The sequence below is a fragment of the Pseudomonas svalbardensis genome (assembly GCF_030053115.1).
Taxonomy (GTDB): Bacteria; Pseudomonadota; Gammaproteobacteria; order Pseudomonadales; family Pseudomonadaceae; genus Aquipseudomonas; species Aquipseudomonas svalbardensis.
In genome coordinates this window covers 3,277,749-3,304,507 of record NZ_CP125619.1, presented here as the reverse complement: position 1 = coordinate 3,304,507, position 26,759 = coordinate 3,277,749, and the positions used below count along the sequence as shown (strand labels likewise).

General features: G+C 60.3%; 14 protein-coding genes and 1 pseudogene. 5 read left to right on the top strand and 10 right to left on the bottom strand.

Annotation, left to right across the window (positions count from 1 at the left end):
• Positions 1–16 precede the first annotated feature (16 nt).
• The 3 genes from QFX16_RS15235 to QFX16_RS15225 all read left to right on the top strand — a co-directional run bounded on the left by QFX16_RS15235 (position 17) and on the right by QFX16_RS15225 (position 4,656).
• Positions 17–1,252, top strand: coding sequence for a saccharopine dehydrogenase family protein (locus QFX16_RS15235; protein ID WP_283180320.1), 1,236 nt, complete (start codon positions 17–19; stop codon positions 1,250–1,252).
• Positions 1,253–1,571: 319 nt separating this feature from the next.
• Positions 1,572–3,293 (top strand): type I secretion system permease/ATPase, encoded by a 1,722-nt coding sequence (locus QFX16_RS15230; protein WP_283180319.1) that lies wholly within the window; start codon positions 1,572–1,574, stop codon positions 3,291–3,293.
• Positions 3,286–4,656: an HlyD family type I secretion periplasmic adaptor subunit gene (locus tag QFX16_RS15225; RefSeq protein ID WP_283180318.1), complete on the top strand. Its 1,371-nt coding sequence runs from the start codon at positions 3,286–3,288 to the stop codon at positions 4,654–4,656. The genes QFX16_RS15230 and QFX16_RS15225 overlap by 8 nt, the downstream gene beginning before the upstream one ends.
• Before the next feature lie 169 nt (positions 4,657–4,825).
• Here QFX16_RS15225 and QFX16_RS15220 read toward each other — a convergent pair whose 3' ends face one another.
• Entirely contained in the window at positions 4,826–10,441 is a 5,616-nt protein-coding gene (locus QFX16_RS15220; protein WP_283180317.1) for a putative Ig domain-containing protein, read from the bottom strand.
• 458 nt (positions 10,442–10,899) lie between these two features.
• Here QFX16_RS15220 and QFX16_RS15215 point away from each other — a divergent pair, with 458 nt between their 5' ends.
• Positions 10,900–13,509: a bifunctional diguanylate cyclase/phosphodiesterase gene (locus tag QFX16_RS15215; RefSeq protein ID WP_283180316.1), complete on the top strand. Its 2,610-nt coding sequence runs from the start codon at positions 10,900–10,902 to the stop codon at positions 13,507–13,509.
• Positions 13,510–13,528: 19 nt separating this feature from the next.
• Here the strand turns inward: QFX16_RS15215 and QFX16_RS15210 are convergent, their stop codons facing one another.
• The 8 genes from QFX16_RS15210 to gfa form a co-directional block, all read right to left on the bottom strand.
• The gene (locus QFX16_RS15210; protein ID WP_439900131.1) at positions 13,529–14,311 is read right to left on the bottom strand and encodes an alpha-amylase family protein; all 783 of its coding nucleotides are present in this window, start codon (positions 14,309–14,311) and stop codon (positions 13,529–13,531) included.
• Between the two features lie 77 nt (positions 14,312–14,388).
• A complete protein-coding gene (locus QFX16_RS15205) occupies positions 14,389–15,363 on the bottom strand; it encodes an alginate O-acetyltransferase AlgX-related protein (protein WP_283180314.1) in 975 nt (324 codons plus the stop codon).
• Complete coding sequence (locus tag QFX16_RS15200; RefSeq protein ID WP_283180313.1) at positions 15,360–16,013, bottom strand: alginate O-acetyltransferase AlgF; 654 nt, start codon at positions 16,011–16,013, stop codon at positions 15,360–15,362. Before QFX16_RS15200 ends, QFX16_RS15205 begins: the two co-directional genes overlap by 4 nt.
• Before the next feature lie 8 nt (positions 16,014–16,021).
• Positions 16,022–18,565, bottom strand: a complete 2,544-nt coding sequence (locus QFX16_RS15195; RefSeq protein WP_283180312.1) for a bacteriophage N4 adsorption protein A — start codon at positions 18,563–18,565, stop codon at positions 16,022–16,024.
• A complete protein-coding gene (locus tag QFX16_RS15190) occupies positions 18,562–20,676 on the bottom strand; it encodes a glycosyl transferase family protein (protein WP_283180311.1) in 2,115 nt (704 codons plus the stop codon). Before QFX16_RS15190 ends, QFX16_RS15195 begins: the two co-directional genes overlap by 4 nt.
• A gap of 12 nt (positions 20,677–20,688) precedes the next feature.
• Positions 20,689–22,902 (bottom strand): hypothetical protein, encoded by a 2,214-nt coding sequence (locus QFX16_RS15185; RefSeq protein ID WP_283180310.1) that lies wholly within the window; start codon positions 22,900–22,902, stop codon positions 20,689–20,691.
• A 41-nt stretch (positions 22,903–22,943) separates the two neighbouring features.
• Complete coding sequence (gene wecB, locus QFX16_RS15180; protein WP_283184574.1) at positions 22,944–24,182, bottom strand: non-hydrolyzing UDP-N-acetylglucosamine 2-epimerase; 1,239 nt, start codon at positions 24,180–24,182, stop codon at positions 22,944–22,946.
• Positions 24,183–24,860: 678 nt separating this feature from the next.
• Entirely contained in the window at positions 24,861–25,439 is a 579-nt protein-coding gene (gene gfa, locus QFX16_RS15175; RefSeq protein WP_283180309.1) for an S-(hydroxymethyl)glutathione synthase, read from the bottom strand.
• Positions 25,440–25,725: 286 nt separating this feature from the next.
• On the opposite strand from gfa, the gene QFX16_RS15170 reads away from it, so the two are divergent.
• Positions 25,726–26,343, top strand: a complete 618-nt coding sequence (locus QFX16_RS15170; RefSeq protein ID WP_283180308.1) for a dTMP kinase — start codon at positions 25,726–25,728, stop codon at positions 26,341–26,343.
• A 17-nt stretch (positions 26,344–26,360) separates the two neighbouring features.
• Here the strand turns inward: QFX16_RS15170 and QFX16_RS15165 are convergent.
• Positions 26,361–26,597 (bottom strand): annotated as a pseudogene (locus QFX16_RS15165) (transposase); the annotation flags it as partial.
• Positions 26,598–26,759: the final 162 nt, after the last annotated feature.

The window sequence follows — 26,759 nt, the reverse complement described above, 5'->3', positions numbered from 1 at the left end:
AGGAGAGAGAGAAAAATTGAAGAAGAACGTGCTTATCATTGGTGCAGGAGGTGTCGCCAAGGTGGTGGCCCACAAGTGCGCGCAGCACAACGATGAACTCGGTCGTATTGCTATCGCGTCGCGCAACATCTCCAAGTGCCAGGCCATCATCGACAGCGTCAAGGCCAAGGGCAGCCTCAAAGTGCCCGCCGAGATCCAGGCCTTCGCGCTGAACGCCTTGGATGTCGAAGCGACCAAGGCGCTGATCCGCGAAACCGGGTCGCAGATCGTCATCAACGTCGGTTCCGCCTTCCTCAACATGTCGGTGCTGCGCGCCTGCATCGATACCGGCGTGGCCTATCTGGACACCGCCATTCACGAAGAACCGGGCAAAATTTGCGAGACGCCGCCCTGGTATGGCAACTACGAGTGGAACCACCTCGAAGAGTGTAAAGAGAAGAACATTACCGCCATTCTCGGCGTGGGCTTCGACCCGGGTGTGGTCAACGCCTATGCAGCACTGGCGCAACAACAGTATTTCGACCGCATTGATTCGATCGACATTCTCGACGTCAACGCCGGTTCCCATGGCAAGTATTTCGCCACCAATTTCGACCCGGAAATCAACTTCCGCGAATTCACCGGACAAGTGTGGAGCTGGCAGAACAGCCAGTGGACCAGCAACACAATGTTCGAAGTCAAACGCACCGACGACCTGCCGGTCGTAGGCGCGCAAAACCTGTACCTGACCGGCCACGATGAAGTGCACTCGCTGTCGAAGAACCTCGACGTGCCCAACGTGCGTTTCTGGATGAGCTTCGGCGAGCACTACATCAATGTGTTCACCGTGCTCAGGAACCTTGGCTTGCTCTCCGAGCAGCCGGTCAAGACCGCTGAAGGCCTGGAGGTTGTGCCGCTGAAAGTGGTCAAGGCCGTGCTCCCTGATCCGAGCTCGCTGGCGCCCGGCTACACCGGCAAGACCTGCATCGGTGATCTGGTCAAGGGCACCAAGGATGGCCAGCCGCGCGAGGTGTTCATCTACAACGTGGCTGATCATGAAGACGCTTACGCGGAAACTGATAGCCAGGGCATTTCCTATACCGCAGGTGTGCCGCCCGTGGCAGCAGCCTTGCTGGTCGCCCGCGGCGAGTGGGACGTGCAGCGCATGGCCAACGTCGAGGAGTTGCCAGCTGAGCCCTTCCTCAAGGCGCTGGATGTGATGGGCCTGCCGACCCGCATCAAGGATGAGAATGGAGATCGTCCCTGGAGCTGAAACGCTTGAGGCTCGCAACATACAGGTGAACCTCGTTTCCCGCTCCATACGCAAAAACGCCGCTCTTTGAGCGGCGTTTTGGTTTGTGCGTAATGGGGAATGCAACATTCCCGCCCGTCACCCACATGGAAACCCAGCCCGTCGAACCGGCACTAACCCGTGGTTGCGTGGTCAGTAATTGGCGCCAGTAGCGCAACGAGGATCGTCTCTGATAGCGGCACATCAGGTTACGTTTAGTGTTTTCTCCAATGCCTTGGGGCAAAAAAACTCGCGATGGATTGCGTCTTGGACCGACTTTTCCTTTTGCGGGCGACACTCTATGGGTTTGCTTCTCGATCCGCGTCATGACATTGATGCCGCTTTATTAAGCTATCGCCGGGTGTTCTGGTCGCTGGCGCTGTTCAGTGGGGTGATCAACCTGCTGGTGCTGGTGCCGTCGCTCTACATGATGCAGGTGTACGACCGGGTCCTCACCAGCCGCAACGAAACCACCTTGTTCATGCTCACCTTGATCGCTCTGGGACTGTTCATGTTCAGCGCACTGATCGAGTGGGCACGCGGCGAGGTGATGATTCGCATGAGCGCGGGGCTGGACGATGCCTTGGGCGAGCGGATTTTCGACGCCGCCTTCGCCCGCAGCCTGCGTGAGCACAACGCCAACCCGGCGCAGGTGCTCACCGATCTGGCGACACTGCGGCAGTTGATCACCGGCCAGGGCCTGATCGCCTTGCTGGATGCTCCGTGGTTGCCCATCTTCGTGCTGGTGGCGTTCATCTTTCATCCCTGGTTTGGCGTGCTGACGCTGGTTCTGGCGCTGGTACTGATCGGCCTGGCGCTGTGGGGCGAGTTAGCGACTCGCACACGCTTGGGCGAAGCCAATCGCCTGGGTGTGCAGTCGTCGATCTATGTAAACAGCACGTTACACAATGCCGAAGTCATCCAGGCCCTGGGCATGCTCGGGCCATTGCGCCAGCGTTGGAGCCTGCTGCAGCAACGCATCATTGCCGCCCAGGCTCATGCCAGTGACCGCGGCGCGCGTATCACTTCGATGACCCGTTTCGTGCGCATCTCCGGACAATCTCTGGCCCTGGGCCTGGGGGCGTTGCTGGTGCTTGAAGGCCAATTGTCAGCGGGCATGATGATTGCGATGTCGCTGCTGCTGGGGCGTGCTCTGGCGCCCGTGGAAATCGCCATTGGCTCGTGGAAGCAATTCAACTCCGGCCGCCAGAGCTACCAGCGCCTGAGCCAACTGCTTGCCCAGCATCCGCGCGAGCGCCTGCGCATGCCATTGCCACCGCCCACCGGCGCAGTGCGCCTGGAGCAGTTGTATGTCGGCCCGCCCGGCGCCTCGCAACCGATCCTGCGGGGCATCAATTTCAGCCTGGCCAAAGGTGATGTGCTCGCGGTCGTCGGCCCCAGCGCCAGTGGTAAATCAACGCTGGCCAGGGCGCTGGTCGGGGTATGGCCGGCCATGGGCGGGTCGGTGCGCCTGGACGACGCCGAGATCAGTCAATGGTCCCACGACGCTCTGGGCCCGCACCTCGGATACCTGCCGCAGGATATCGAGCTGTTCGACGGCAGTGTGGCCGACAACATTGCCCGCTTCGGTGAACAGGACGCCGACAAGATCATCGCGGCCGGGCGTCACGCTGGCATTCACGAGATGATCCTGAGGTTCCCCAAGGGGTACGACACGCCGTTGGGCCCCGGCGGGCTTGGCTTGTCCGGTGGTCAAAAGCAACGTCTCGGCCTGGCTCGCGCGCTCTATGGGCGCCCGTCGCTGATTGTGCTCGATGAGCCCAACTCCAACCTCGATGAAGCCGGAGAGCTGGCACTGGTGCAGGCCATCAGTGCGCTCAAGGCTACTGGCAGCACCGTGGTGCTGATTACCCACCGGCCTAATGTGCTCGCGGTGGTCGATCACATTCTGGTGCTCAAGGACGGCACTCAACAAGCATTCGGTCCACGGGATCGGGTGCTCAAGGCATTGATGCCGGGGCCAAGACCGGCTGCGGTCAGGGAGGCTGGCGGAGATGCGTGATCTGACCCCAGAGGCACAAACGTACAGCGAGCAGGGGCTGAGCGTGCGCGGCGCCACAACGCTGCCCTGCGCCAGTACCGACGCCGGGGGGGCGGCACGCTATGGTGTCGGTTTCCTGGTCCTGACGCTGGGCGCCTTCCTGCTCTGGGCCTGCCTGGCGCCGCTCGACCAGGGTGTCGTGGGCAGCGGCACCGTGGTGGTGGCGGGTGAACGCAAGGCTGTGCAGTCGTTGGTCGGCGGGGTGGTGGAAAAACTGCTGGTCAGCGATGGTGATCGCGTCACTCAGGGACAGTTGCTGGTGCAGTTCAATACGGTGCAGGCGCAGTCACAACGGGACGTGACCCTGGGCAAATTGCTCAACGATCGCAGCGTCGAGGCGCGGTTGATTGCCGAGCGCCTGGGTTCTGCCGAGATCCAATGGCCCGCTGAACTGCTGGAACATGCCGACGAGCCGCGGGTCAAGGCCGCCATGGCCTTGCAGAGCCAGTTGTTTCTGACCCGCCGCGCAGAACTGGGCAGCCGCTTGCAGATCATCGAACACGAAGCCGCGGCATTGCAGCAGCAATTGCTCGGCTACGAAGGCGTCAAGCGCAACTACGACACGCAGATGCGCTTTCAGCAGCAAGAGCTGGAAGGCCTGCGTGAGTTGGCCCGTGAAGGCTACATTCCGCGCAACAAACTCTTCGAGGCCGAGCGCAACGCAGCCCAATTGGCAGGGCAGATTTCCTCCGGGGTGGGCGATGTCGGCAGGACCCGCCAGGCGATCAACGAAAGCCGGTTCAAGGCCTTGCAGGCGCAGCAGGAATTTCGCCGCGATGCCGAAACCCGGCTCAGCGAGGTCTCTGCCGAGGCGGCAGGTTTTGCCGATCAGATTCGTGCCTTGCAGTTTGAAGTCGACAACGGTGCGATCCGTGCGCCGGTGTCCGGGCAGGTCATGGACGTGAACATTCATACGGTCGGGGGCGTTGCGCAGGCCGGCCAAACCCTGATGCAGGTGGTGCCGCTCGATGCGCCGATGGCGATCACTGCGCGTTTCGAGCCGCTGATGGCCAATAAGTTACGCCCGGGTCTGCCGGTGCATGTGCATTTCACCGCGCTGCAACGGGTGGATACGCCGACGGTCACCGGCACGGTGACTACGGTGTCGGCGGACCAGTTGATCAATGAACAGACGCACCAGCCGTACTTTTCCGCCAAGGTCGAAATTCCCGCCGACACCGTCGCCTCGCTGCAGGCCGCCGGCCTGCTGGTGCGCCCCGGCATGCTCGCCGATGTCACGGTGGTGACAGGGGAACGCACCTTGATGAATTACCTGATGAAACCTTTGCGTGAACGCTTGCTTGCGGCCTTCAAAGAGGAATGAGCATGACCGACCGCTGCCGCTATCGCCACATTTGTCCTGTGTTGGTCGTTGATTTTCCCGGCACTGAAAATCCCCTGTGCGAGCGAGCTTGCTCGCGATAGCGGTCGGTCAATCAGCTTCCTTGCTGAATGTACCGCCGTCATCGCGAGCAGGCCCGTTTCACATTAGGTCAGGCTGTGAAATCGCTGGCCTGCAGCTCCTTGACACCCACCATTTCGAATTCGAACTCGGGGGTGGCGTCGGCGTTGACACTGCCGTAGAGAATGCCATCGGCAAAGCGCAGTTGGCCGGTGGCGTTGGTGGGGTCGAAGGCGTTGCTGCCGATGAACGTGAAGGCGTCGACGTTGGCGGTCAGCGGGTTGGCGTCCAGGCCGGTAAGATCCAGATGATCACCCTCGGTGGTCTTGAAGCCGCTGATCACATCGCGCAAAACCCCGACGCCCATGTCCGACAGGGCACCAAACGCGTAGGTATCCGCGCCAGTGCCACCGGTGAGGTTGTCGGTGCCTGCACCGCCGATCAGCCGGTCATCGCCCGAACCGCCCACCAGCGTGTCGTTGCCCGCACCACCGTTCAGAACGTTCGCGGCGCTGTTGCCCGACAGACTGTCGGCGTAGGCACTTCCCGTCAGGTTTTCTAAGAGTTTCAGGGTGTCGAGCCCGGAACCCACGGTGTTTTGTTGCGCTGACGTCGACAGGTTTACGGTAACGCCGGACAGGGCGCGCTCAAAGGACACCGTGTCAATGCCATCGCGCCCGTCCAGCACGTTGTTGCCGGCTCCGGCGAACAGCGTGTTGTCCAGCGCGTTGCCCGTACCATTGGCGGCGCCAGTGCTATCGACATACAGATTCTCGACGTTATTGCCGAGGGAATAGGCCGCCAGGCTGCTGTGCACGCTGTCGATCCCTCCAGCCACCACATTGCTGTTGGTTTCGATCACGGTGTCGTCGGCGTTGTCGACATAGTAAGTGTCGTCGCCATCGCCGCCGCTCATGCTGTCGGCCCCTGCGGCACCATCGAGCACGTTGTCGGCGGCATTGCCGGTGATGAAGTTGCGCCGCTCATTGCCGGTGCCGTCGATCTCCGACACCCCGGTGAGCACCAGGTTCTCGAGATTGGCGCCCAGTGTCCAGCTGACCGAGGCTTGCACGGTATCGATCTGCGAGGTCGAGTTGTTGGTTTCCACCACGCTGTCGAACGCGTTATCGACCACGTAGATGTCGTTGCCATCGCCACCGGTCATGGTGTCGGCGCCCAAGTCGCCATCCAGTGTGTCGTTGCCCGAGCTGCCCACCAGGGTATCCGCTTGATCAGTACCGGAAATCATCCCGCCTTGGTTCTGAGCGTTGTCGAAAATAGCCTGAACGCTGTTGTTGTCGTTGGGGTTGCCCTGGAAGCCAAGGTCATTGGCAATGTAATCGGCCAAACGCTGGCCGACGATTTCCGCCGATTCCTCATGCAAGTGCCAGACGTCGTCGGGATACACCAGCGGATCGACCTCGTAGCGCAAGGGCAGGTCGGTGTAGTCCACCGCCAGCTTGACGTCGGCGCGCTCGGCGGCGATGGCTTCCTGGGCGGCGCGGACATAGCCAACCCCCTCGACGATGGAGGCAATCTTGTCTTCCGAGTAGCCACGGGCACGCGCCGCGTCCTGCTCGTAGTGACCGGTTTCCATCATGTACACGCTGAAGCTGCCGAACTGGGCATGCAGGTAATCAAACACGTTCAGGGTCGCGGCCTTGTAGGCCGCTGCTGCCGCCGGTTTGTCCGTGGCGCGGGCGATCTCCTGGGCGGCTTCCTCGCCCTGGCCCCAGATGATGCCCATGGTGACATTATCGATGGATTTGAGTTCGGTGAGCTGGTCCTGCAGCAATGCCACGGCACGCAACAGCGCAGGCCCGGGTTGGTTGGTGTCGGTCAGCCACCAGCACAACTTGAGTTGCTCGGCGCCCAGGGTCGACAGGCCGTTGACCGTGCTGCCACCCACCGCGATGTCAATGCCATTGCCATCGGCGTCGGTGAACTGGCTGCGCACGTCATAGGTGGTGTAACGGTCCAGGTCTTTGACCAGCATCGAGGTGCCGGACTGATCGTCGTCCTCCGTCATGCGCAACAGGCGCGCATTGGATTGGCCGAGTGTGGGCAGGTAGAGGATGTCTTGCTGGGCGCGCTCGCCGAACACGAAGTCGCTGGCGGTCAGGGTGTTGAGGTAGTTGCCGTTGAGGGCGATTTCGAAGCGATTGCCATCGGCGTCGGCCTCGGCGGATTTGATGTAGGTCTTGTCGCCGGCCGCGTTGAGGGTCATGTACAACGTGCCATTGCTGCCATCGCCGAGGCCGAGAAAGCCAAGGCCCGCAACATTGATCTTGTCGACGCCCACGGTGAAGTCATAAATCGTGTCGGTGGCCGTGACACCGCCGGTGTCGTAGTCGCGGTAGCTGTCGAGTACGTTGGTGTAGCGGAAGGCGTCGGCACCGTCGCCGCCGTACAGCGAATCGCGTCCGGCGCCGCCGTCGACGATGTCCGCGCCGGTGCCGGCCTTGATTGTGTCGTTGCCACCGAGGCCGAGGATCAAGTCTGCGCCCGCCGTGCCGTTGAGGCTTTCGGCGTTGTTGGTGCCGGTGATGGTGTTGGCAGGCGCATCGGCCACTACCAAGGCGAAGCTATCGCTGACCGATGCACCGGCCGGGTCCGTGGCTTTGACCAGCACGTTGTAATTGCCGGACGCCGTGCTGATCGGCGTGCCGGAGAACGTCAAGCTGGTGGCATTGAAACTCAGCCAAACGGGCAGGGCGCTGCCGTCGGCGAGGGTCGCGGTGTAGGTCAGCGCATCCTGGTTGGCATCGGTGAAACTGTCGTGGGTTACGGTGTAGTTGAACGGCGTGCTTTCGGTGGCGTTCTGGTCGAGGAGGGGGATGGCCACCACCGGCGCTACATTGCTGGGGGTGTTTTGGTCGGCGAAGACGAAATGACTCGCCGTCAGGCTGTTCACCAGGTTGCCCGCCAGTGACACTTCGAAGCGGTTGCCGTTGGCGTCGACGGTGAGATCCTTGAGGTAGGTTCGGTTGCTCGAAGCGCTGTAGGTCATTTGCAGCGTGCCGTTCAGGCCATTACCCAGGCCCGTGTAGCCGATTGCCGAGACATCGATCTTGTCGGCAGCCACATCGAAATCGAGGATCTGGTCACTGGCACTGGTGGACCCGGTGCGGTAGCTGTCGAGTTTTGAGGTGTAGCGGAATACGTCGGCACCCGCGCCGCCGGTGAGTTTGTCAGCGCCGGTGCCGCCGACCAGAATGTCGTCGCCGGCGCCGCCATTAAGGGTGTCGTTACCGGCGCCACCGAACAGTTGTTCGTTGGCAGCGGTGCCCGTCAGCGTGTCGTTGTTCGGCGTGCCATTGATCACAGTGGGTGCGGCGGGTACGTCCTGTACGGCCAGGGTAAAGCTGTCGTTGACGGTTGCATTGCTGCCATCGGACGCGGTGACCTGTATTGAGTAAGTGCCCGATGCCGTGTCGCTTGGTGTGCCGCTGAAGGTGCGGGTGGCGGCGTCGAAGGTCAGCCAACCGGGCAGGGCGCTGCCATTGGCCAGTTTGGCGGTGTAACTGAGGCTCTCGTTATCCGGATCGGTAAAACTGGTGGCCGGCACCACGTAGCTGAACGGGGTATTTTCAGTGGCGTTCTGATCCAGCAATGCCGTTGCCACCACCGGCGCATGGTTGACCGTTGGCGAAGTGGCAAAGACGAAATTGGCGCTGGTCAGTTTGTCGAGGTAATTGCCGTCCAGCGCTACCTCGAAGCGGTTGCCATTGGCGTCGGCAGTCAGGGTCTTGATGTAAGTCTTGGTGCCGGCAGTGTTGAGCACCAGGTACACGGTGTTGTTTTTGCCGTCCCCCAGGCCGGTGAAACCCATGGCCGAGAGGTCGATTTTGTCGGCGGTGATATCAAAATCGGTGATCAGGTCGCCAAGGTTGGCACCGCCGGTGTTGTAGTTGCGGTAACTGTCCAGCCGATTGGAGAACACAAAGATGTCCGCTCCGGCGCCACCGGTGAGGGTGTCCATACCGGCACCGCCGTCGAGCTTGTCGTCGCCCGCGCCGCCACTGAGGCTGTCGTTACCCGCCAGGCCGAGCAGGGTGTCGGCCGAATCGCTACCCAGCAGCGAGTCGCTGCCGCTGGTGCCGGTGACCATCCGATTGAAGATGAAATTGCTGGCAGTCAGGGTGCTGGCGAGGTTGCCCGAGAGAATCAACTCGAAGCGATTGCCGCTGGCGTCGGCATCGTAGTCCTTGATGTAGGTGCGGTCGTTGCTGGCGCTGTAGCTGACCTGCAAGGTGCCGCCACGGCCATTGCCCAGACCGGTGAAACCGAGGCCGGCGAGGTCGATCTTGTCCTGGGTGACGTCGAAGTCGGTGATGGTGTCATCGAAGCTTGCGGTTGCGTTGCGGTAACTGTCGGACTGAGCGACGAAACGGAACGTATCGGCACCCGTGCCGCCGGTGAGTTTGTCGATGCCTGCACCGCCCACCAGAATGTCGCCACCGGCCCCGCCATTGATAGTGTCGTTGCCGGCCGCGCCATAGAAAATCTCGCTGGCGGCGCTGCCCAGCAGGGTGTCGTTGCCAGCCGTGCCTTGCACGGTGGTCATCGGCACCGTGGCGCTGACGTAGCTGCCGTCACCATAGACCAGCGTGGCACCCTTGCTGGTGTGGCTGATGGTGTTGCCGATGATGGCATTGCGATCGGTGCCGTCTTCATTGCGCTCTGCAACGCCGTAGGTCGACAGGTTGCTGCCGCTGATGATGTTGCCCTGGATGGTGTTGTCGCTGCCGTTGAAGTACTTGCCGGACACGCCCAAGGTGTCGTCGTAGGACTGGATGATGATCTCCGGTACGGGGCTGCCCAGAGAATTATTGTTAAGCGTGTTGTCGATGATCTCGACGTGGTTACTGCCGTAGATGCGGATCCCGGCGCTGGTGTTGTCGTGAATGTCGACGCCGCTGACAGTCACCTCGCTGGACAGTTTGATCAGCACGCCTTCGGCGCCGTTGCCGTACACCTCGCCACCGGTGATGGTGATGTTGCTGGGGGAGGGGATGTCCTCGCTGCCGCGCTGCACCACGATGCCATTGCCGCCATTGTTGTAGGCAACGTTGTTGGTGAGCGTGAAGTCGTGGGTGCTGGTAACGACGTTGAAACCGTGGCGGTCATTGTCGTAGGCGACGTTGTTTTCGAAGGTGCTGTCGCTGAGGAAGTCAGCAACGAAGCCGTCCAGGCCATTGCCGTGGGACACGCTGTTCTTGATGACCATGTTGACGGTCTGCTCGTGGGGGTCGAAACCGTACCCGGAGCAATCCTTGATCTCGACGCTGTCGAGGGTGACGTTTGAGTCGTAGCCTGCTTCGCCGGGAATGTAGCCGTTGAACCAACCGTCGATCTTGCCCGTGGTGTTGTCACGGTTGCCGTCGATGGTGAGGTTGCTGACGCCGAAGTCGTGGGTTTCCTCGCCATAGGCGGAGCGGATGACACCCGTGATCTTGGTGTCGGAACCATCAGCCACCTTGACGGTGGTTTCGCCCATGCCGTCGCCGTACAGGTAGACGTTGCTCTTGAGCATCAGGCAACCGTCGGAGGGTTCCTCACCTCCCGAAACGATGTAAGTTCCGGTCGGCATATACACCTGCCCCCCGCCTGCTGCGGCCGCTGCATCAATCGCACTTTGTATCGCCGCCGTGTCGTCTGTGATGCCATCTCCTTTGGCGCCAAAATTCTGTACGTTGAAAATCATGAGTTTATCTCCGTATCAGGCTAGAACCTCGAAAGATGCCAATATTCCATCGACAGCCACCGTGTTATGACCCAGCGGAGCGCAAAAGTTGTGACCACATATCGGGGAAGTGTCAAAAAACCGCACTAACTGATCAGCGGTTGTGAGGCGTTTCGAGACAATAACGTTCTGTTGACGCTCGCTCCGTTCAGCCGAATCCAAAACAGAGTCAGAAAAATTGAGCAGGATTGGCTTGTCTCGCAAGACTCGACCGTTGAGCGGTTGAAGGCGATAGCGGGTCAAGGTATCGACAGTCGGGCCGATAAGATCAATAAGTACATTACGGACTGATCCTGCCAACAGTCCGGGGCTGAAGGCGAGGAATCACTTCGACAAGGGAGCATTTTCAACGCATGTTTTTTTAAAGCCTGCGTCGTCTCCTGTGCTGGCCCGTAGCCGTTGTACCGCCTGGAAGCCCTATGAAAAGCAAGCCTCTCGCCCCTCTGCCGCAGATGCAAACCTCCAATCTTTCCCTGACCCGCATGTCTTTGATGGGCTTCTCTTGTCTGTTGTTGTCGATCTTCCTGTTGGCCAGCACCTTGATTGTTTACATCGCCTTCGAGCAAAACCAGGACGCCGAGCGCCGCAGTCGTTTCTATTCGGAAAAGGCCGTGCAGTCCCTGGAGAAGTCGGTTCTTTTGACGATCAGGGATTACGCATTCTGGGGCGATGCCTATGAGCACTTGCACAGGAAGGTGGATACCGACTGGGCATTTGTCCGCCAGAATGCCGGCTCGTCGCTGTTTGAGGATTTCGGGTTTGAGGGCGTGTTTGTGATCGACCCAACCGACCGTACGGTGTACTCGGTCATCAATGGGCAGCTGGAATCGATCCCCGCTGAAGACTGGTTGAAACAACCCATCACCGCGCTCATCGAACGTGCACGCATCGATGTCGAAAGCGAAACACCCATCAAGGCGTTTCTCGATGTCGACGGCACCCCGGTGTTGGTCGCTGCCGCGCCCCTGACGCCTGGCACCAACGCCCAGGTCGAAACGGATGACAGGCCTGCCTCAATACTGTTGTTCGTCTCCAGGCTCAATGCTGCCCGATTGAGCGCCATGGCCAGTGATTTCGGGATTGCTCAATTGCGCGTGGCCTCAGGTGATAGTGCAGCGCTCGGCACATCGTTTTTGCGTCTGGGGGAAACCGGTACGGCGGGTACCCTGCAGTGGACACCGGCGCAGCCGGGGCATCGGTTGATGACCGTGGTGTTGCCGCTGATCGGTATAGCGGGGCTGATTATCGGACTAATGACCTGGCTTTTTCAGCGGCGTACCACAGCGGCTGCGCAAGTGATGGATGCCAGTTACACCTCCCTGCAGGTCAGTCGCACGGCATTGGCGGCCAGTGAGGCGCGGTTTCGTGATGTCGCCGAAGCGTCCTCCGACTGGATTTGGGAAATCGATACCGGGTTGCACTTCACCTACCTGTCAGAGCGCTTCGAAACCGTGACGGGACTGCGCAGGGTCGAGTGTCTTGGTCGTCCTATCGATGACTTGCTGGTGTCTGATCAGGGTCCACTTTCCCAGTGGTTGAAAAACCACTCGCGACGGGCCAACGCCATCTTGCAATGCAGTTATCTGTCAGGGGACGGGCAAGCCAGGATTTTCCGTCTTTCCGTGCGAGAAATGGAGGGGCTGGGCTATCGCGGCACGGCCAGCGATATCACCGAAGAAGTGGCGGCCCGCCGACGGATCGAATACCTGTCGCAACACGATGCGCTGACGGGCCTGGCGAATCGCGCCCGTATGCAAGAATTCCTCGACGGCAAACTCAAGGCTGCGCCGACCCTGAGTGATCCGTTGGTCATGCTCAGCGTCGACCTGGATCGCTTCAAACCGGTGAATGATTTGCTCGGGCATGCAGCAGGCGATCAAGTGCTCAACGAGGTCTCCAAAAGGCTAGGGCAGTGCTTGCGCTCCGATGACCTGGTCGCCCGAATCGGTGGTGATGAGTTTGTGCTGGTGGTGGCGAATATGGTTTCTCAGGAAGAGGTCGAGCACCTGTGCCAGCGCCTGATCGACTGCATCGAACAGCCGTTCCAGATTGATGAGCATGAGGTGTTTATCAGTGCCAGCATTGGCATTGCCATGGCACCGGCTGACGCCACCCTGGCCGACGAGTTGCTGCGCTATGCCGACATCGCGCTGTATGAAGCCAAGGATGCAGGACGCAATACCTGGCGTTTTTACGCGGGCGACATGAATGCTCGAATTCTCGATCGTCGTCAGTTGGAAAGCGATCTGCGTCACGCGATCAAACATGATGAGTTGCGTCTGCACTTTCAGCCGCGCTATCAGATTGCAGGCCGGGTCATGGCAGGTGCCGAAGCGCTGGTACGCTGGGAGCACCCGGTGAGAGGGCTGTTGTCGCCCGACGTTTTCATTCCCATTGCGGAAGAAACCGGGTTGATTCTGCCGCTGAGCAACTGGGTGCTGCACACCGCTTGCACGGCCGCGTCGACCTGGCCCGAAGAGCTCTTTGTCTCGGTGAACCTGTCGCCGACAGAGTTCCAACGCGGGCAGCTGGTGTCCAGGGTTCAGGCGGTGTTAAAGCAGACCGGTTTGAATCCGGCCCGGCTGGAATTGGAACTGACCGAGAATGTCATGCTGGACGACGCCAAGGGCGCACTGCAGATCATGCACGATTTGAAAGCCTTGGGTGTTCGCCTGGCAATGGACGATTTCGGCACTGGGTACTCGTCATTGAGCTACCTGCGTTCATTTCCTTTCGATGGGTTGAAGATCGATCGCAGCTTTATTTCCGGGCTGGCCGCCAGCGGTGACGATCAGTCGATCATCGAGGCCATCGTTGGGCTGGGCAGGGCACTGTCGCTGACAGTCACGGCGGAGGGGGTGGAAACGGTCGAGCAACTTCAGGCGTTGCAGGATGCGCGGTGCGATGAGGTTCAAGGGTATTTCTTGAGCCGGCCTATGGATGCGCAGGCGATTGGGCGCTTGATTGGCGTCCACGCGAAGCATTCAGGGCTGCGAGCGCTGGCCGAAAGCGCTCACGCTGAAAGTTAACACGTCAGCTGCGCACGCTTTACTGCACCAGTTGCTCGACCAACTCTGGCGTCACGTAGTGCGGCCCGTCGAACAGGTAGAGCGGATATCCGTCATAGGCCGCCAGTTGCGGTCTGAGCTCGGCAGCGGTCGCCGAGCGGAAGCCGCCACCAAAGTTGGGGCGGAAGGCTTCGACGATGATCCGCACACGATCTTTGCCCAGACGCTTGCTCAGGGCGTCGGCGTAGGTTCGCGCGACCGGTGCAGTGCGGGCGTACACGCCGACACCGTCCTGGAAGAACACGCCGATGTCATCTGGTAGCCATTGCTTGAGCCATTCGGCGGTGGCGACGGGGCCGATATTGCCACCGTCATAAACGCTGATCCACAACGGTCGCGGCAGCTTGGCCAGCAGCGCGGGCAGTTCTTTGGCGCGGGTCCAGGTGGGGTCGACTTCAGCCGGGAAATACCAGCCGGTCACGTGTAACGGCGTAGGCAACCTGGCGATCCGTTCCGAGACTGCGGCCAGCTGTTCGATGTTGTCCCGTGAGCGGTTCTCGCTGAAATAACCCGCCAGCCCCAGGATCACATCCTGCGCCCAGGGTGCCTTGGCGATGCGCGCCCAATCGGGCAGCACCGGTACGGTGGGCAGGCCGGTACCAGGAACGAAGGCCTGATCGTCGACGACTGTCCATTGCACCAGCAGCTCACGCGCTCCCAGTTTTTCCCAGTGTCCGCTGATACCGACGGTCTTGTTGTCCGGCTGCCAGACGATGCCGACAATCTCCGGGGGCAAGGCCTTTTTGTTTGTGACGTAGAGCATGCCGGTTCCTGCGCTGAGGGTGACGGCAAACAACAGCGCGGCGAGGGTGGCGCGACTCGCGGTGTAACCAAGAATCTTCACGGCAGTACCTTGTTGATGCGCTGATGCCATTGGCTCAGCGAGGTGACGCCTTTGGCATTCCAGTTGGCTGCCCCATCAGGGCCAAGGTGGAACTGGCCCTCGTTGAATTGCCAGACGATCACTTGCGGCTTGTGTTCGGCAAAATCCGCCGACTCCAGGTATTGCAGCAGCGTAGCCCACGGACCGACGTCGCCGGGGTTCCAGGTCAGTGCGACGGGACGGTCCAGGGCATTGGAGAGCTTCTGGGTAAAACCCAAATAGGGCTGGACAAAGCTGTTGCCGATCACTTGGACGGGAGCCGGTGCGTCATCAATCAACAGGTCCTTCTCTGCCTGATGGCGCACGGTGTAGATGTCGCGACCGATTGCCTTGCGCTTGGTCGCCGGCAGGAAGTTGCTCGCCAGGTCGCCGAACGCGCGGCGGTCGAACCACTGGCCCAGCGCTGCGCCGCCGCCGGGTTCGCCTTGCAGGCGGTAACGCTCGGTGATCAATTGCGCCGTGGCATCGGCGGTGTTTTCCGCGCTCCAGGCTGTCCAGTGATAATCGGCGCGGTAGAACGCGGTCTGTTTGCCTTGTTCGGTGCGTTGCAGGATGGGCTTGATGTTCAGCGTGGTCAGGCCTGCCTGGGTCAGCTCGTTTTGCAGGTTGTCGTAGCGCTGCATGACCGCAGGACTCAAGGTCTGACCGGCGGGCAGGCGCGCGGCATAAAACGGCGCTTTCATCGGCACCACCAGCACGACGAGTCCGATGTGCTCCCGAGCAAGGTGCTGTTGGAGTTCCTTGACCAGCGCAATGTTGCGGGCCGCTCCGGTGTTGTCGACCTTGTTCAGGCTTTCCCAGGCCGGGAACAACCAGCCATTTTCGCCGGTGACTACCGCGGAGGCCGCTTGAATGCAGGTGACCGACAGGCTCAACAACAAACCGCCGATCATGGCGGGAAACGGCAGGCGAGATTTCAAGTGAAGGGTCATGGCGCGGTCTGGTCGACAAGGCCAATCAGGCGTGGCGCCTGGCGAGAGCCGACCAGGAACAGGCTATAACGATCGCCGGCCCTGAAGGGCGCGAGCTTCATCGGCAGGCTCGCGTTCTCATTGCAGCTGGCAACCAGCGTCGCCTGCACCGGGTTGATCGTGCGCTGGGCTTGTCCGTTGAACGGCAGCTGGTTGAACACAGGAGCACCGTTGGCGAGTTTGACCTCGGCTTTTTCGCAACCGTTGACCAGGTTGTAGACATTGAGTTCGGCGCGCAGGTCTTTACCGCGCAGCGGCGGGTCGATGACCAGGCGCGGCGCCCGTGCCGGGTCGCTGTCGAGAATCAGCGTGACCCACGCACTTTTTGGTGCGCTGAGGCCTTTTATCTCGCGACCATTGACGGTCACGTGCAACGGCTGTCGCGAGTCCACGACCTGAAAGGGGCTGGCCACTGCGGTCTGTGCGGCAAGGGCAAAACTCGGGCCTTGGCCCACCTGGACTTGCATGGCGGTATCGCTGGGATTGACCACCCGCACCCAGGCGGAACCCTCGGGCAGTTTTGGCGCATACAGCTGGGCGATTTCAGGGGCGGCCTGTGCCCACATCGGGACCAGGCCAAGACCCAGCCACAAACACATTCGAACGTTCATGTAAGCCCTCAATAGGAATAAGTCAGGCGAGCGAACACGCCTTCGGCGCGGTCATCGCCCAGCACCTTCACGCGGTACTGCAGAGAAAAGTCCACATAGGAACGGGGGGCGTTGTACGCATCTTCGCGGAACCAGTATCGGACGTTGTTACCGATACCAACGCCGCCGGCCTTGCCCGATGATGAGTCCGTACTGCCGTCGGTGTCCGTCTTGCTGTTCATCTTGGAGTCGTAGTCGAACGCGGCCACGACATGGGGGAAACTCACCCAGCGCGAGCCTGTGCCGCCGATGGCGTAGCTGCGACCCACCTGCCATTCGCTGTTGAAGTAGTCGCGCGAGTCGTTGACGTAATGACCGGCTTCAGCGAACAACTGCGAGGTCCACCAACTGGAGGCATCCACCCGCAGATCGGTCCCGATGCTTGAGCCGTAGCCCAGACGCACCAGCCAGTCACCGTCGACGTCCGACGATCCCAAGGGGAATGTACGCTCGACGGCGGCCATCACGTTCAGCGATGTGAAGGGTTTGACCCGGACACCCACGGCGCCTTGCAGCGCATCGAGACCGGTATCCGAATCGCCGTTCTTGCTCCACAGCGTGTCGGTGATGCGTCCGTAGAGTTCGACAAAACGTGCGTTGCGATAGCCCAAGGGACGCCAGGAAAGCTCGGTGCTGTTTTGCAGGCTGTCATTGCTGTTGCTGCCGCTACTCGGGGCTGCACTCAGACCACTGCTCGAACTGTTACCGCGATAACTGGTGGTGCTGGTCAAACCCCAGGTGCGCGACACATCGGCCACCGCGCGACGGGTGTCGAACAGTTGCTGTGGGGACATGTCGAGTTCACCGGCATTTTTTGCGTCGATGACTCGCTTGAAATAGGTGACGGCTTGCTCGTCGTCATTGACCCGCATGGCGTTGTAGGCCGCGTCCTGGGTCGCCGTCGGCGTAAGTCGGGTGTCGGCATCAGCCTTGCGGAACGAAGTGTGGGCACCGTCATCGTCTCCGGCCTGGACCGACAAATAAGCGATCTGCAGGTCGCTCATCGATTCCAGTTCGCCCGTGTCCCGCGCTTGTTGCAGCCGTTCGCGCGCGGTTCGGCGCTGGCCGATGGCGGCATACAGACTGGCTTCTTCGTAAGCGGGAAGGCTGGCCAGTGCCAGTGCCTGGGTGAAGTCCTTGCGCGCCCCGGCATCGTCACCCGATTGCTGACGCAGACGGCCGCGCTGGGCGAGCAGACGAGCATCATCGCCCGTGAGCTTGAGACCTTCGCTGGCTGCTGCGATGGCTTCGGGCACACGTTTCTGATCACTCAGGGCGCTGACCAGCAGTCGGCGGTACGCCGGATTCTGTGGCGCGCGGGCAATGGCTTCGTTCGCCAGGGCAACCGCCGTCGCAGGGTCTTTGCGGGCCAGGGCCGCGTAGGCTTGGCCGGCCATGTCGGTTCCGCCATCACGCTGGTTGCCCGGCCAGATATCACAGACCAGGCCGAAGGCCGTTTCCTGACAGTTCAAGGCCGGAGCAGGGAAGTGGGCAATAACGTTCGCGCCGTTGTTTTTCTGCCGCAACGCCATTCGGGCGGCGGTGCGTCTGCGGGCCACTTCACCGCCTTCATCGTCGGCCAGTGATTGCAGATGATCGAGCGCTTGTTGAGGCTCGTCATGCGCCAGTGCAGCGTCCGCGGCGAAAAAGCGAATGTCACGGGTTTCCGCTTCCAGCAGGCCATCGATGGCCAGCGCGTGATTCAGGTCAGCCTGGGCTGCCTGAGTTTTGCCCTGACGATCACGGGCGTAGCTGCGCAGAATCCACGGTGCGATTTCACCGTCGTCCTGAGCCAGTGCGCCTGACGCGGCCCGTTCTGCAGCAGGGTAATCCTTGGCAGTGAGCAGGGCACTGATCAGCAGTTGCTGATTGGCGCCGATTTCCGGAGCCCAGGCGACGGCTTTTCTGGCCTGGTCCACGGCCAGGGACACTTGGCCTTGCTCCAGGGCACGATAACCCTCAACCGCCAGCGGGGCGGCCAATTGACGACGAATCGCTTCGCGACGCATCAGCAAGGTATCGTCGTCCGGGAACACGGCAAGCGCCTGGGTGGTGGCTTGATCCGCTTCCTGCAAGTGCTGTTGGCGCTGCAAGGACTCGATCAGCAGCAATCGATAATCCATGCGTTTGGGCGCCTGGGCGATGGCTTTGCGTGCCGATTGGGCAGCCGTGCCGAAGTCATCGCGATCGTAGGCCTTGAACGCCTGGGCCGCGGCGCCGAAGCCTGGGGCCTGACGCGACTGGGGGTAGCGTTTGGGATGATCACGCAGTTCCTTGTCGCGCTGAGCCAGCACAATCAAGGTGTTCAAGCGGGTGATGTCAGCCCGCTGACGCAAGGCTTCGCGGGCCTTGGCGATGGCCAGGTCGTAATCTTTGCGCTCGTAGGCGCTGTAGGCCTCGTTGGCGGTGACATAGGCCGGGCCGGTCAACGGCAGCGGCAACGTCTCGGCAAGAGCAAGCCCAGGTAACAGGCTTAGCCCCGTGGCCATGAGGGTCAGGAAGGGGCGGTTCATGCCGGAAGCTCCGCAGGGTAGTGGCTGTGCTGACGCGCCACAGCCTTTTCGATGGTGGCGCGGGGCAGCACGCCGCTGTCGACCAGATAGTCGCCGATGCGTCCGTGACGCTGCGGGCGGTACTGCAACATGGTGCGATTGAATACGTCGCGATCCAGCAGGCCCATTTCGATCAACAAGTCACCCAGCAGTGGCGCGCGGGCATCCGGTACGGACTGGTCTTCGCGCACGTTCAGTTGACGCAACTGCGCGACGATTTCGCTTTCCCGGGCAATCAGCTGCACCGGTTCGCTGCCCAGTACATCGCTGACTTGTTGCAGACCTTCGGCCGGCAACGGGCTGGCCACGGCAAGTTGTGCTCGGCCGTCGGCATTCAAGCCAACCGGCACCACCCGCCAGCGCAGAGCGAATTCATCGTCCAGCGTCAGGACCGAGCCTCGTGCCTTGGCGGCCACATCGAACACCCGCGGCAGATCGTTCTGGAAGGCGATGGCTTCCGCCAGTGTCTCGTCGTCCAGCCAGCCATTGCTGAGCAAGATCCGCCCCAATGGCATGTGCCGGGTTTTCTGTTCGTCGAGGGCGCTTTGCAGGTCGGTTTCGTTGATCGCCTGCCAGGACAGCAACACGCTGCCCAACTTACGCGGTGCGAAGGCAACCAGGTCGGTGGACGGGAAGTCGTGCATGGTCTTGTCCCACACCAGTTTGCGGTTCATTACCTTGCCGACGATGAACATGCGCCAGGCGCGGGAGGCGGCCATGAAGTTGACGAAGTTGCCCACTACCATGCGTGGGATGGACAACAATCCATGCTGCCAGCCGTACAGCACGGTGGTGAAATAGCAGCGGTGCGCGATACGCCAGGCCAGCGCGGTACCGTTGGCCAGTAGCAGGTATTTGATGAAGCCGTTGGTTTCAAACGGCGTCGGGAAGCTCACATCCCACAGGCCACTCTGGCGCAGGATGACCAGGCCCAGCAGCTGCACCAGAATCACGTAGGCGATGATGCTGACGAACGCCGTCACCACGCCCTTGCGGTCACGAAACAGCAGATAACGGTTGGCCAGCGAACCGTTCCAGCCCATTTGCTCCCAGCCTTGCAGGCCAATGCCCAGTGTCCAGCGGGCTTTCTGGCGGAACGCGGTACGGAAGGTATCGGGAAAGAATTCCCGCACGCACAACGGCATCTTCAGAGTCGATTCGTAAGGCTTGCGAAACCATGATTTACGCAGCACGCGAAACTGCACCGGGAAGCGCACGAAGATTGCGTTCATGCCGACCTTGGCCAGGCGAGCGCCAACGTCGTAGTCCTCGGTGAGGCTGTCGGTGTTGAACGGCTGGTTCTGGGTTTCCCCGGCCAGCACGCGCAGGGCGCGGTGGGAGAAACAGGTGCCGACCCCGGCAGACGGCACCGTGTCGGTCATGCTTTCACGCACCACCAAATCCTTGCCATGCCATTCGGCGAATTCGTCCATGTAGGTACCAGCCACCCATTCGTACCAGTTGCGCTCCAGCGAAACCACGGGCAACTGGATCATGTCCTTGCGCGGCAGCAAGTAGTTGAACAGCCGCAACTCCAGCGGGTGCAGAACGTCTTCGCTGTCGTGCAATACAACGCCGGCGAAGGTCATGCCGTGGGTTTTCTCGTGCAGGAAGATCGCCTGGATCACCCAGTTCAGGCAGTCGGCCTTGCAGGTCGGCCCGGCATGCGGGACTTCCACGCGATGCAGCTGCTTGTAGCGCCGACGCATGCGTTCCACTTCATCGATGGTGCGCTGGTCATTGATGTAGGTGCCGACGAAGACGACATAGTTCTGGTAATCCAGGGTCGACACCATGTTCTCGATCATCGGTGCGATGACGTCATATTCCAGCCAGGCCGGGACCATGATCGCCAACGGCTGTTCATCCCGGGCCATCAGTTGCTCGGCGGTCAGCGGCCGGTATTTGCGATCCACGGTGAACTTGCGAAACAGGCGGCGAGACCAGTACCACAGGTCAATGAACAGATCGTCCAGGCTGGAGATCAGGATCAGCACCGCGATCACGATGGTCGAGATTTCCAGGAAGCTGTAGTAGTGGGCCAGCCAATAGGGCCAATAAAGCGACGTCATCGAAAGTTTCCGTTACTGGCGATTGCGACGGGCGTTACGGCCGGCCAGCAACAGGATGAGGACCAACAAGATGCCACCCGGAATCAGCCACAACAGCGACGGCTTGCGCCAGGCGTCCAGGCCCTTGGGTTCTTCGTTGTCGATCAATTGGCTGCCGCTTGGGTCTTGGGTGTCGAAGGTGGTTAGTGCACCGTTGTCACCGAGGATGGCCACGTCGCCGCGGGTGAGCAGAATCTGCCTGGCAAAGCGTGGCGCGTCATTGCCCAGGGCGCGATAGACCAGACCGTGCTGGCCGCCGGCATCCACCACTTGCAACGAGGCCAGGTGGTTGAGGGGATGCACGTCCAGCAACACCTGATCCTTGTGATTGATGCGCAGGCGACCCTGCTCATCAACCTGCACCGACTCTTTGCTGTCCTTGATCGGCAGCTCGAAGGCGAGGAAGGCTTTGTCCGGTGTGACCGAGGCTTTCGGGTCGGCACTGACCTTCAGTTGCGCCCGCAGCGGCGAAACACCGACGGCGTCGGCCACCGAAATCACCTGTGGCAAACTGCTCGCCGGATGCTCGAGGTAGGCCTGTGGCACGAGGATTTGCGTGTCCATGGCAAAGCGCGCTGCCATGCCGGAGAAGTCATCACCCAGGGCTGTTTTATCCAGCACGATGTGGCTGGTCGGGAGCACCGAGACCGGGAACGCCTGTGGCGTTTCCAGGCAACGATCGCTGACTGGCTGACGCTGGAACGAAACGCGCAGCACGTTCTTCGAACCGAGGGCGTAACGCGGGATACGTGCTTCGATGCGTTGCTGTTCACCGTTGGCCACGAGCTGTTGCGCGCCAATCAGGTAATCGTTGAGAAACAGCGAGGCCACCGGCGCGGTGTCCGAGGCACCGGGTGCGGCAGACACATCGACTACCGCCTTCACCGGCAGACGACCGTCGTAGGCCACGCTGCCCAGAGGGAACGAAGTGCTCCAGTCGGATTTGGCCAGCACATCAATGGCGCCGGGATTTCCGCCCAGGCGCGACAAGGCCACACGACCGTCGGCGCTCAATGGCATTTGTGCTTCGCTGACCGTCAATTGGCGGCTGCGTGCCAGTGCGTTCCAGGCCGTGCTGAACAGGGCCAGCGCCTTACCGGTTGCTTGCGGCGCGATCATCAGCACCGGGCGGGTGCCCAGCAATGCCAGGCGCACGTTGTCAGTGCCGGTGGCGGCCAGACCTGCATTGATATGCCGATCACGCCATTGCGCGAAGGCGTTGGCGGCTGTGGCGTCGAGGCCTTGAATCTGGCTCTGCAGCGCGTCCAGCGATTCGTTGACGGCTTTGAGCAGTTGCGGGTCGTTGATTGCCAGATCCGCCTGGAGGTTCGGCGTTTGCCCCAACATCAACAGCGCACCGATTTGCGCCGGGTCGGCCAGAACGTGCGGGCCTTTGCCATTGAGGCTGGCAAACGCTGGAATAGCCAGCAGTTCGGCCGGGATGCGCAGGCTGGTCAGGTCGACAGTGTCTTGTACGGCGGGGAAGGGCAGAACGCGGCTGTGCTTGCCAATCCGCTCCAGTGCGACACCGAGACGCCAGGCCGCATCGTAGCTGTCGGCGGACAAGGTGCCCGGCGCGACCATGATTCCCGGTTTACCGGGCAGTGCCGTCCAGGCGGCGCCGACGTCCTGTAACTGGCTGGCGTCGTAGCTGTAATTGAGGCGGGTGTCCGGTTCGATACGCAATACATTGCCGATCGCGCGTTCGTCTTCGCACAACACACGGGACACGACTGACGACCAGGCAATGCCCAGACGCAGCGAACCGCTATCACGCGCTTGCTTGCCCACGCCCAGTGTGGTGCTGGCATCACCTTGGACTTCGCTGAGCCCTTCGGCGCGTACCGGATAGCCGTCTAGCGACAGCAGCAGCGTGTTGCGTCCACCTTCGCCATTGAGGTAACTGGCGTCGAAATTCAGTGTGGCGTCTGTCAGCGGCACGCCCGCTGGCACGGGAAGATACAGCTCGCGTCGGGCGTCGGTGGAGCCGAGGATGATCGGTGCATCGATCCCCAGATCGCTCAAGCGGATCTCACGCTCTTGTCGCGTGTCGGCGTTGAGTCGGTTGATCGCCTGGGTGAGCGGGCTGTCCGCGGCCAGAGCGAAAGTCGGCATGAGCGCGAGCAGGCTCACGCCACAGGCAAGGGCGCTGAGCGTGCCCGTATGGATGGCAACGGAAGACTTCATTCAGGTAGATCTCGAGCTGATAAGGGGAGGAGCGGTTTGGTTTATAGAGAGGTGAAAGCCGGGAGACTTTTCTCGGGTTCAGGTAGCCCTGACGGGTAGTGCAGGAACTTGGGCAATCGCACCCCAGTCACGACGAAATCATCGACCGGACGGCCCATCAGGGCATCGACGATGCGCGCACTGGCCTTGCCATCACCGTAAGGATTGGCCGCCTGGGAACATCGGCGCCACAGCAGGTCGTCATCGAACAGTGCGTTGACGCCAGCGATGATCGAGTCCGGCGAGGTGCCGACCAGGCGAACGGTGCCCGCGGCGACAGCTTCGGGGCGTTCAGTCACATCGCGCATCACCAGCACCGGTTTGCCCAGCGACGGCGCTTCTTCCTGCACGCCACCGGAGTCGGTGAGGATCACATGCGCACGTTGCATCAGGCGCACGAAGGCCAGGTAGTCCAGCGGCTTGATCAGGTGCACGTTGGGCAGATCGCCCAGTTGCTCGGTGACCGGGCCCATGACATTGGGGTTCAAGTGCACCGGATAGACGATCTGGATATCAGTGCGCCGCGCCAGATGGCTCAAGGCCTTGCAGATATCCAGGAAGCCTTCGCCAAAGTTTTCCCGGCGATGCCCGGTCACCAGCAGAACCTTGCGGCCGGCTTGCAGGAACGAGAACTGTTGGTCCAGGCTTGCCCGCAGGTCAGCGTCTTGCTCAATGCGCCGCGCCGTCATCTGCAAAGCGTCAATCACCGTATTGCCGGTCACGAAGGCGCGACCTTGAAGGCGTTCGTCGAGCAGGTTCTGGCGCGATTCGTGGGTCGGCGCAAACAGCATGTCCGCACCGAGGTCGATGCAGCGGCGGTTCATTTCTTCTGGCCATGGGCTGTAGATATCGCCGGTTCGCAGTCCTGCTTCGACGTGACCGACCGGGATGCGTCGATGGAACGCAGCCATTGAGGCAACCATGGCTGACGTGGTGTCGCCGTGTACCAGCACCCGGTCCGGGCGGGTCATTTCCAGCACAGGGTCAATCGCCCCGTATAGCGCCGCGGTCAACGAGTTGAGCGACTGGTGCGGCGTCATCACATCGAGGGTGTGATCGGCCTTGAGGTCGAACAGATCCAGCACCTGTTTAAGCATGCTTTGATGTTGGCCGGTGATGCATATCTGCGAATGAATGCCAGGTTCCGCAGCGAGGGCTTTGACTAAAGGCGCCATCTTGATGGCTTCTGGACGGGTACCGAAGATCGAAAGGATTTTAATCCTTGAATGATGGCGAGCGATGATGTCTTCCTTGCGCGGTTTTAGTGCGCAGCACAACAACGGCCCAAGTTTTATTGAGACTTGAGCACGCCATCGTTATTTGGATTTAGTGAAGACCGGGGTAATCAGCGTGTTTGATGTTCACTTCATACGAGGTGGTACATCGCCTAAGAACCCGGAGCCGGCCGGATTATTAGCATTGATGGCGAATGTTTTAAAGCGTTATACGTGCATTTTGTTTTAATAATTAAAGTTTGAAACTTTTGTGGTTGAGGTCGGTCTTGTTTAGTTTTTTATGATTTTAAGAAGGGTTCTCCCGAGTATTTACACACCACCAACTCATTGTTTATTAACGATTTTATTTATTTTGTATCCATTCGTCAGCTTGAATGAATTATTCATTCATTATAACGGTCGTGATCTATGCGTTTACGGCCTGGCTTTCTAGCGTGAGGGTTATAATAGTCACTGAACTGACGCCTGTATATTGTCATGATGCAATAAGTGCTTTTTTCGGAGTAATAAATGAACTTTCCCTCTGCCTTCAATTATTGATAGGCCCTCCGCCTATATTGGTTAGGCAGGTGACTCGAAGAAGGGGATCTTTGAGTCACCCATAACAGTGAAGCAACATTCCATCGTCCACCGTTAGAAATGGCGCCGCCGCGGTCCGACGAAGAAACCGCGGCGACCGATCAATCAGGCGGCGGGGAGCAAGCCTTTTTGTTTGGCAACATGAGTCGCCATTGCGTCCATCAAGTCCGGGGACAGGCAGTCGTAGGGTTCCAGGCCAATCTTGCGCAGGCGCTCACGGATGGCCTTCATTTGCGCTGGCGGTGTGCCGGTTTCGATGATGGAGGACACGAACGCCGCGAAGCCCGGCGCAGCCCATCCGCTCTGGGGAGAGAGCTCGGTGTGGACGAAGTCCAGGCCATAAAAGGCATGGTCCTTGTTCTCGATGCGCCCGAAGAGATGGGCGTGGCACTGTTTGCAGGCGTGCCGCTGGATGGTGGCGGTTTCGTCGACAATTTCCAGTTTTTCGCCGTGGGCAATGACGCTGACCTTATCCCGAGGTACTACGGCAATGACGGCGAATGTCGCGTTTTGCGGTTTCCAGCATTTGCTGCAGCCGCACGCGTGGTTATGCAGGGTTTGTGCGTCGATCTTGACCTCGACCTTGTCGGTCGCACACAGGCATTGCAGGGTGCCGCCTGTGAAATTCGCGGCGGAGGGTTGGATACCGTTGTCCAGTGCGGGGTGAAGTTTCAAGGTGCTCACGTTGGCTTCTCCGTTTAAGGGTGTTAGACGAACGTGCCTGGGGCCGAGCGGTTGCCTTCGGGCAGGCCTGAGAAAATCATAGTTCAAAGGCACACTAAAAACTGAGATGACCGATGTTCATAAGCGCCTGTAACCCTGGATTTTGAGACTCGTTAGCCAGAAATCAGGTTAGAGTGTTCATCAATGTCTGTTCATAAGGACCCTCCACTCGATTCGCGTAGTCGCGCCAAGCGGTTCCAGCGAACGAACCGGGCAAAAAAACCGTATATCAATCGTTATGTGAAGAATGAATCGTCCGCTGTTTGTTTCTCTAGATGGGCCCAAAGGAGCCGGCAAAACCACACTGTTGGAGGCCGTTACGAAAGTACTGAGGGCAGACAACAAAAAGGTGATCCGACTTTGTGAGAGAAAAAGCGATCCCTTTAGGGGTGAAACAATGACCCTCGTTAACAAACTCGTCAGAAATCCCACCCGGGATTTGGAGTTGGAGGTTTGTGAGCGCTTTGCTGATAGCCGTACCTGGATTTCCCACCACGTGCTGGCTAAACAGCCACCAGGCAGCATCATCTTGATCGATCGCTGGTACCCGTCTGATGCCGCATTTCGCCGGATAGTCCCGTTTGCAGAGATTCTACAGTTGAACATTGATCGAAATGTGCGAGTGCCAGACCTGCATGTCGGGGTTGTCACCGCCCCTGATGTTTCATGGGCGAGGGCAGCGGCACGACGGCGTGGGCTGAGCAGTACCGTGATCCATAAGCTGGAAGAACATGTCGCTTGTACCAAGGCGTTCGAGCGAGCGATAGCAGATCACGGCTGGGTTTTATGCCGTAATGAAGGAACGATCGAAGACGCAACGATGCAGGTGATTTGGGAGATCTATAGAGTCCTTCGATGCCCGTAGGCGCAGTTCGCTGCGCCGGTCTTGATGCGGTTCAGATAGCCGTAGATGTAGATCTTCAGCAGGATTGCGGGGTGGTAAGCAGGCCGGCCTGTGTCAGTTGGAATAGCGCCGTCAAAACCCAAGACGATCAGGTCGAGTTCATCGACGAAGACATCGACTACGCGCACCGGGTTGGTATCGCTGACGTAGTCGTCGAGGCTCTCGGGAAGTAAGGTGCTTTGGCCTCGATGTTCACCTTGGATAAAGCGCTTCATGGGCGATCCCTGCGATGAAACCCTCTGAAATCATAGCAAGGGTTCGCGGAGGCGTTTTTACACACTCTGGGCCGGTAGCTGCCTGTCGCAGACCTAGGGCTACATTGAGGTTTAGCCGTATGAGTCCGGTCAGCCCACCGCCCGGCTACCGGCCCGAGGCTA

Coding starts and splice junctions, on each gene's coding strand:
- QFX16_RS15230 (WP_283180319.1), top strand. CDS start 1,572: ATGGGTTTGCTTCTCGATCCGCGTCATGACATTGATGCCGCTTTATTA.
- QFX16_RS15225 (WP_283180318.1), top strand. CDS start 3,286: ATGCGTGATCTGACCCCAGAGGCACAAACGTACAGCGAGCAGGGGCTG.
- QFX16_RS15220 (WP_283180317.1), bottom strand. CDS start 10,441: ATGATTTTCAACGTACAGAATTTTGGCGCCAAAGGAGATGGCATCACA.
- QFX16_RS15215 (WP_283180316.1), top strand. CDS start 10,900: ATGAAAAGCAAGCCTCTCGCCCCTCTGCCGCAGATGCAAACCTCCAAT.
- QFX16_RS15210 (WP_439900131.1), bottom strand. CDS start 14,311: ATGCTCTACGTCACAAACAAAAAGGCCTTGCCCCCGGAGATTGTCGGC.
- QFX16_RS15205 (WP_283180314.1), bottom strand. CDS start 15,363: ATGACCCTTCACTTGAAATCTCGCCTGCCGTTTCCCGCCATGATCGGC.
- QFX16_RS15200 (WP_283180313.1), bottom strand. CDS start 16,013: ATGAACGTTCGAATGTGTTTGTGGCTGGGTCTTGGCCTGGTCCCGATG.
- QFX16_RS15195 (WP_283180312.1), bottom strand. CDS start 18,565: ATGAACCGCCCCTTCCTGACCCTCATGGCCACGGGGCTAAGCCTGTTA.
- QFX16_RS15190 (WP_283180311.1), bottom strand. CDS start 20,676: ATGACGTCGCTTTATTGGCCCTATTGGCTGGCCCACTACTACAGCTTC.
- QFX16_RS15185 (WP_283180310.1), bottom strand. CDS start 22,902: ATGAAGTCTTCCGTTGCCATCCATACGGGCACGCTCAGCGCCCTTGCC.
- QFX16_RS15170 (WP_283180308.1), top strand. CDS start 25,726: ATGAATCGTCCGCTGTTTGTTTCTCTAGATGGGCCCAAAGGAGCCGGC.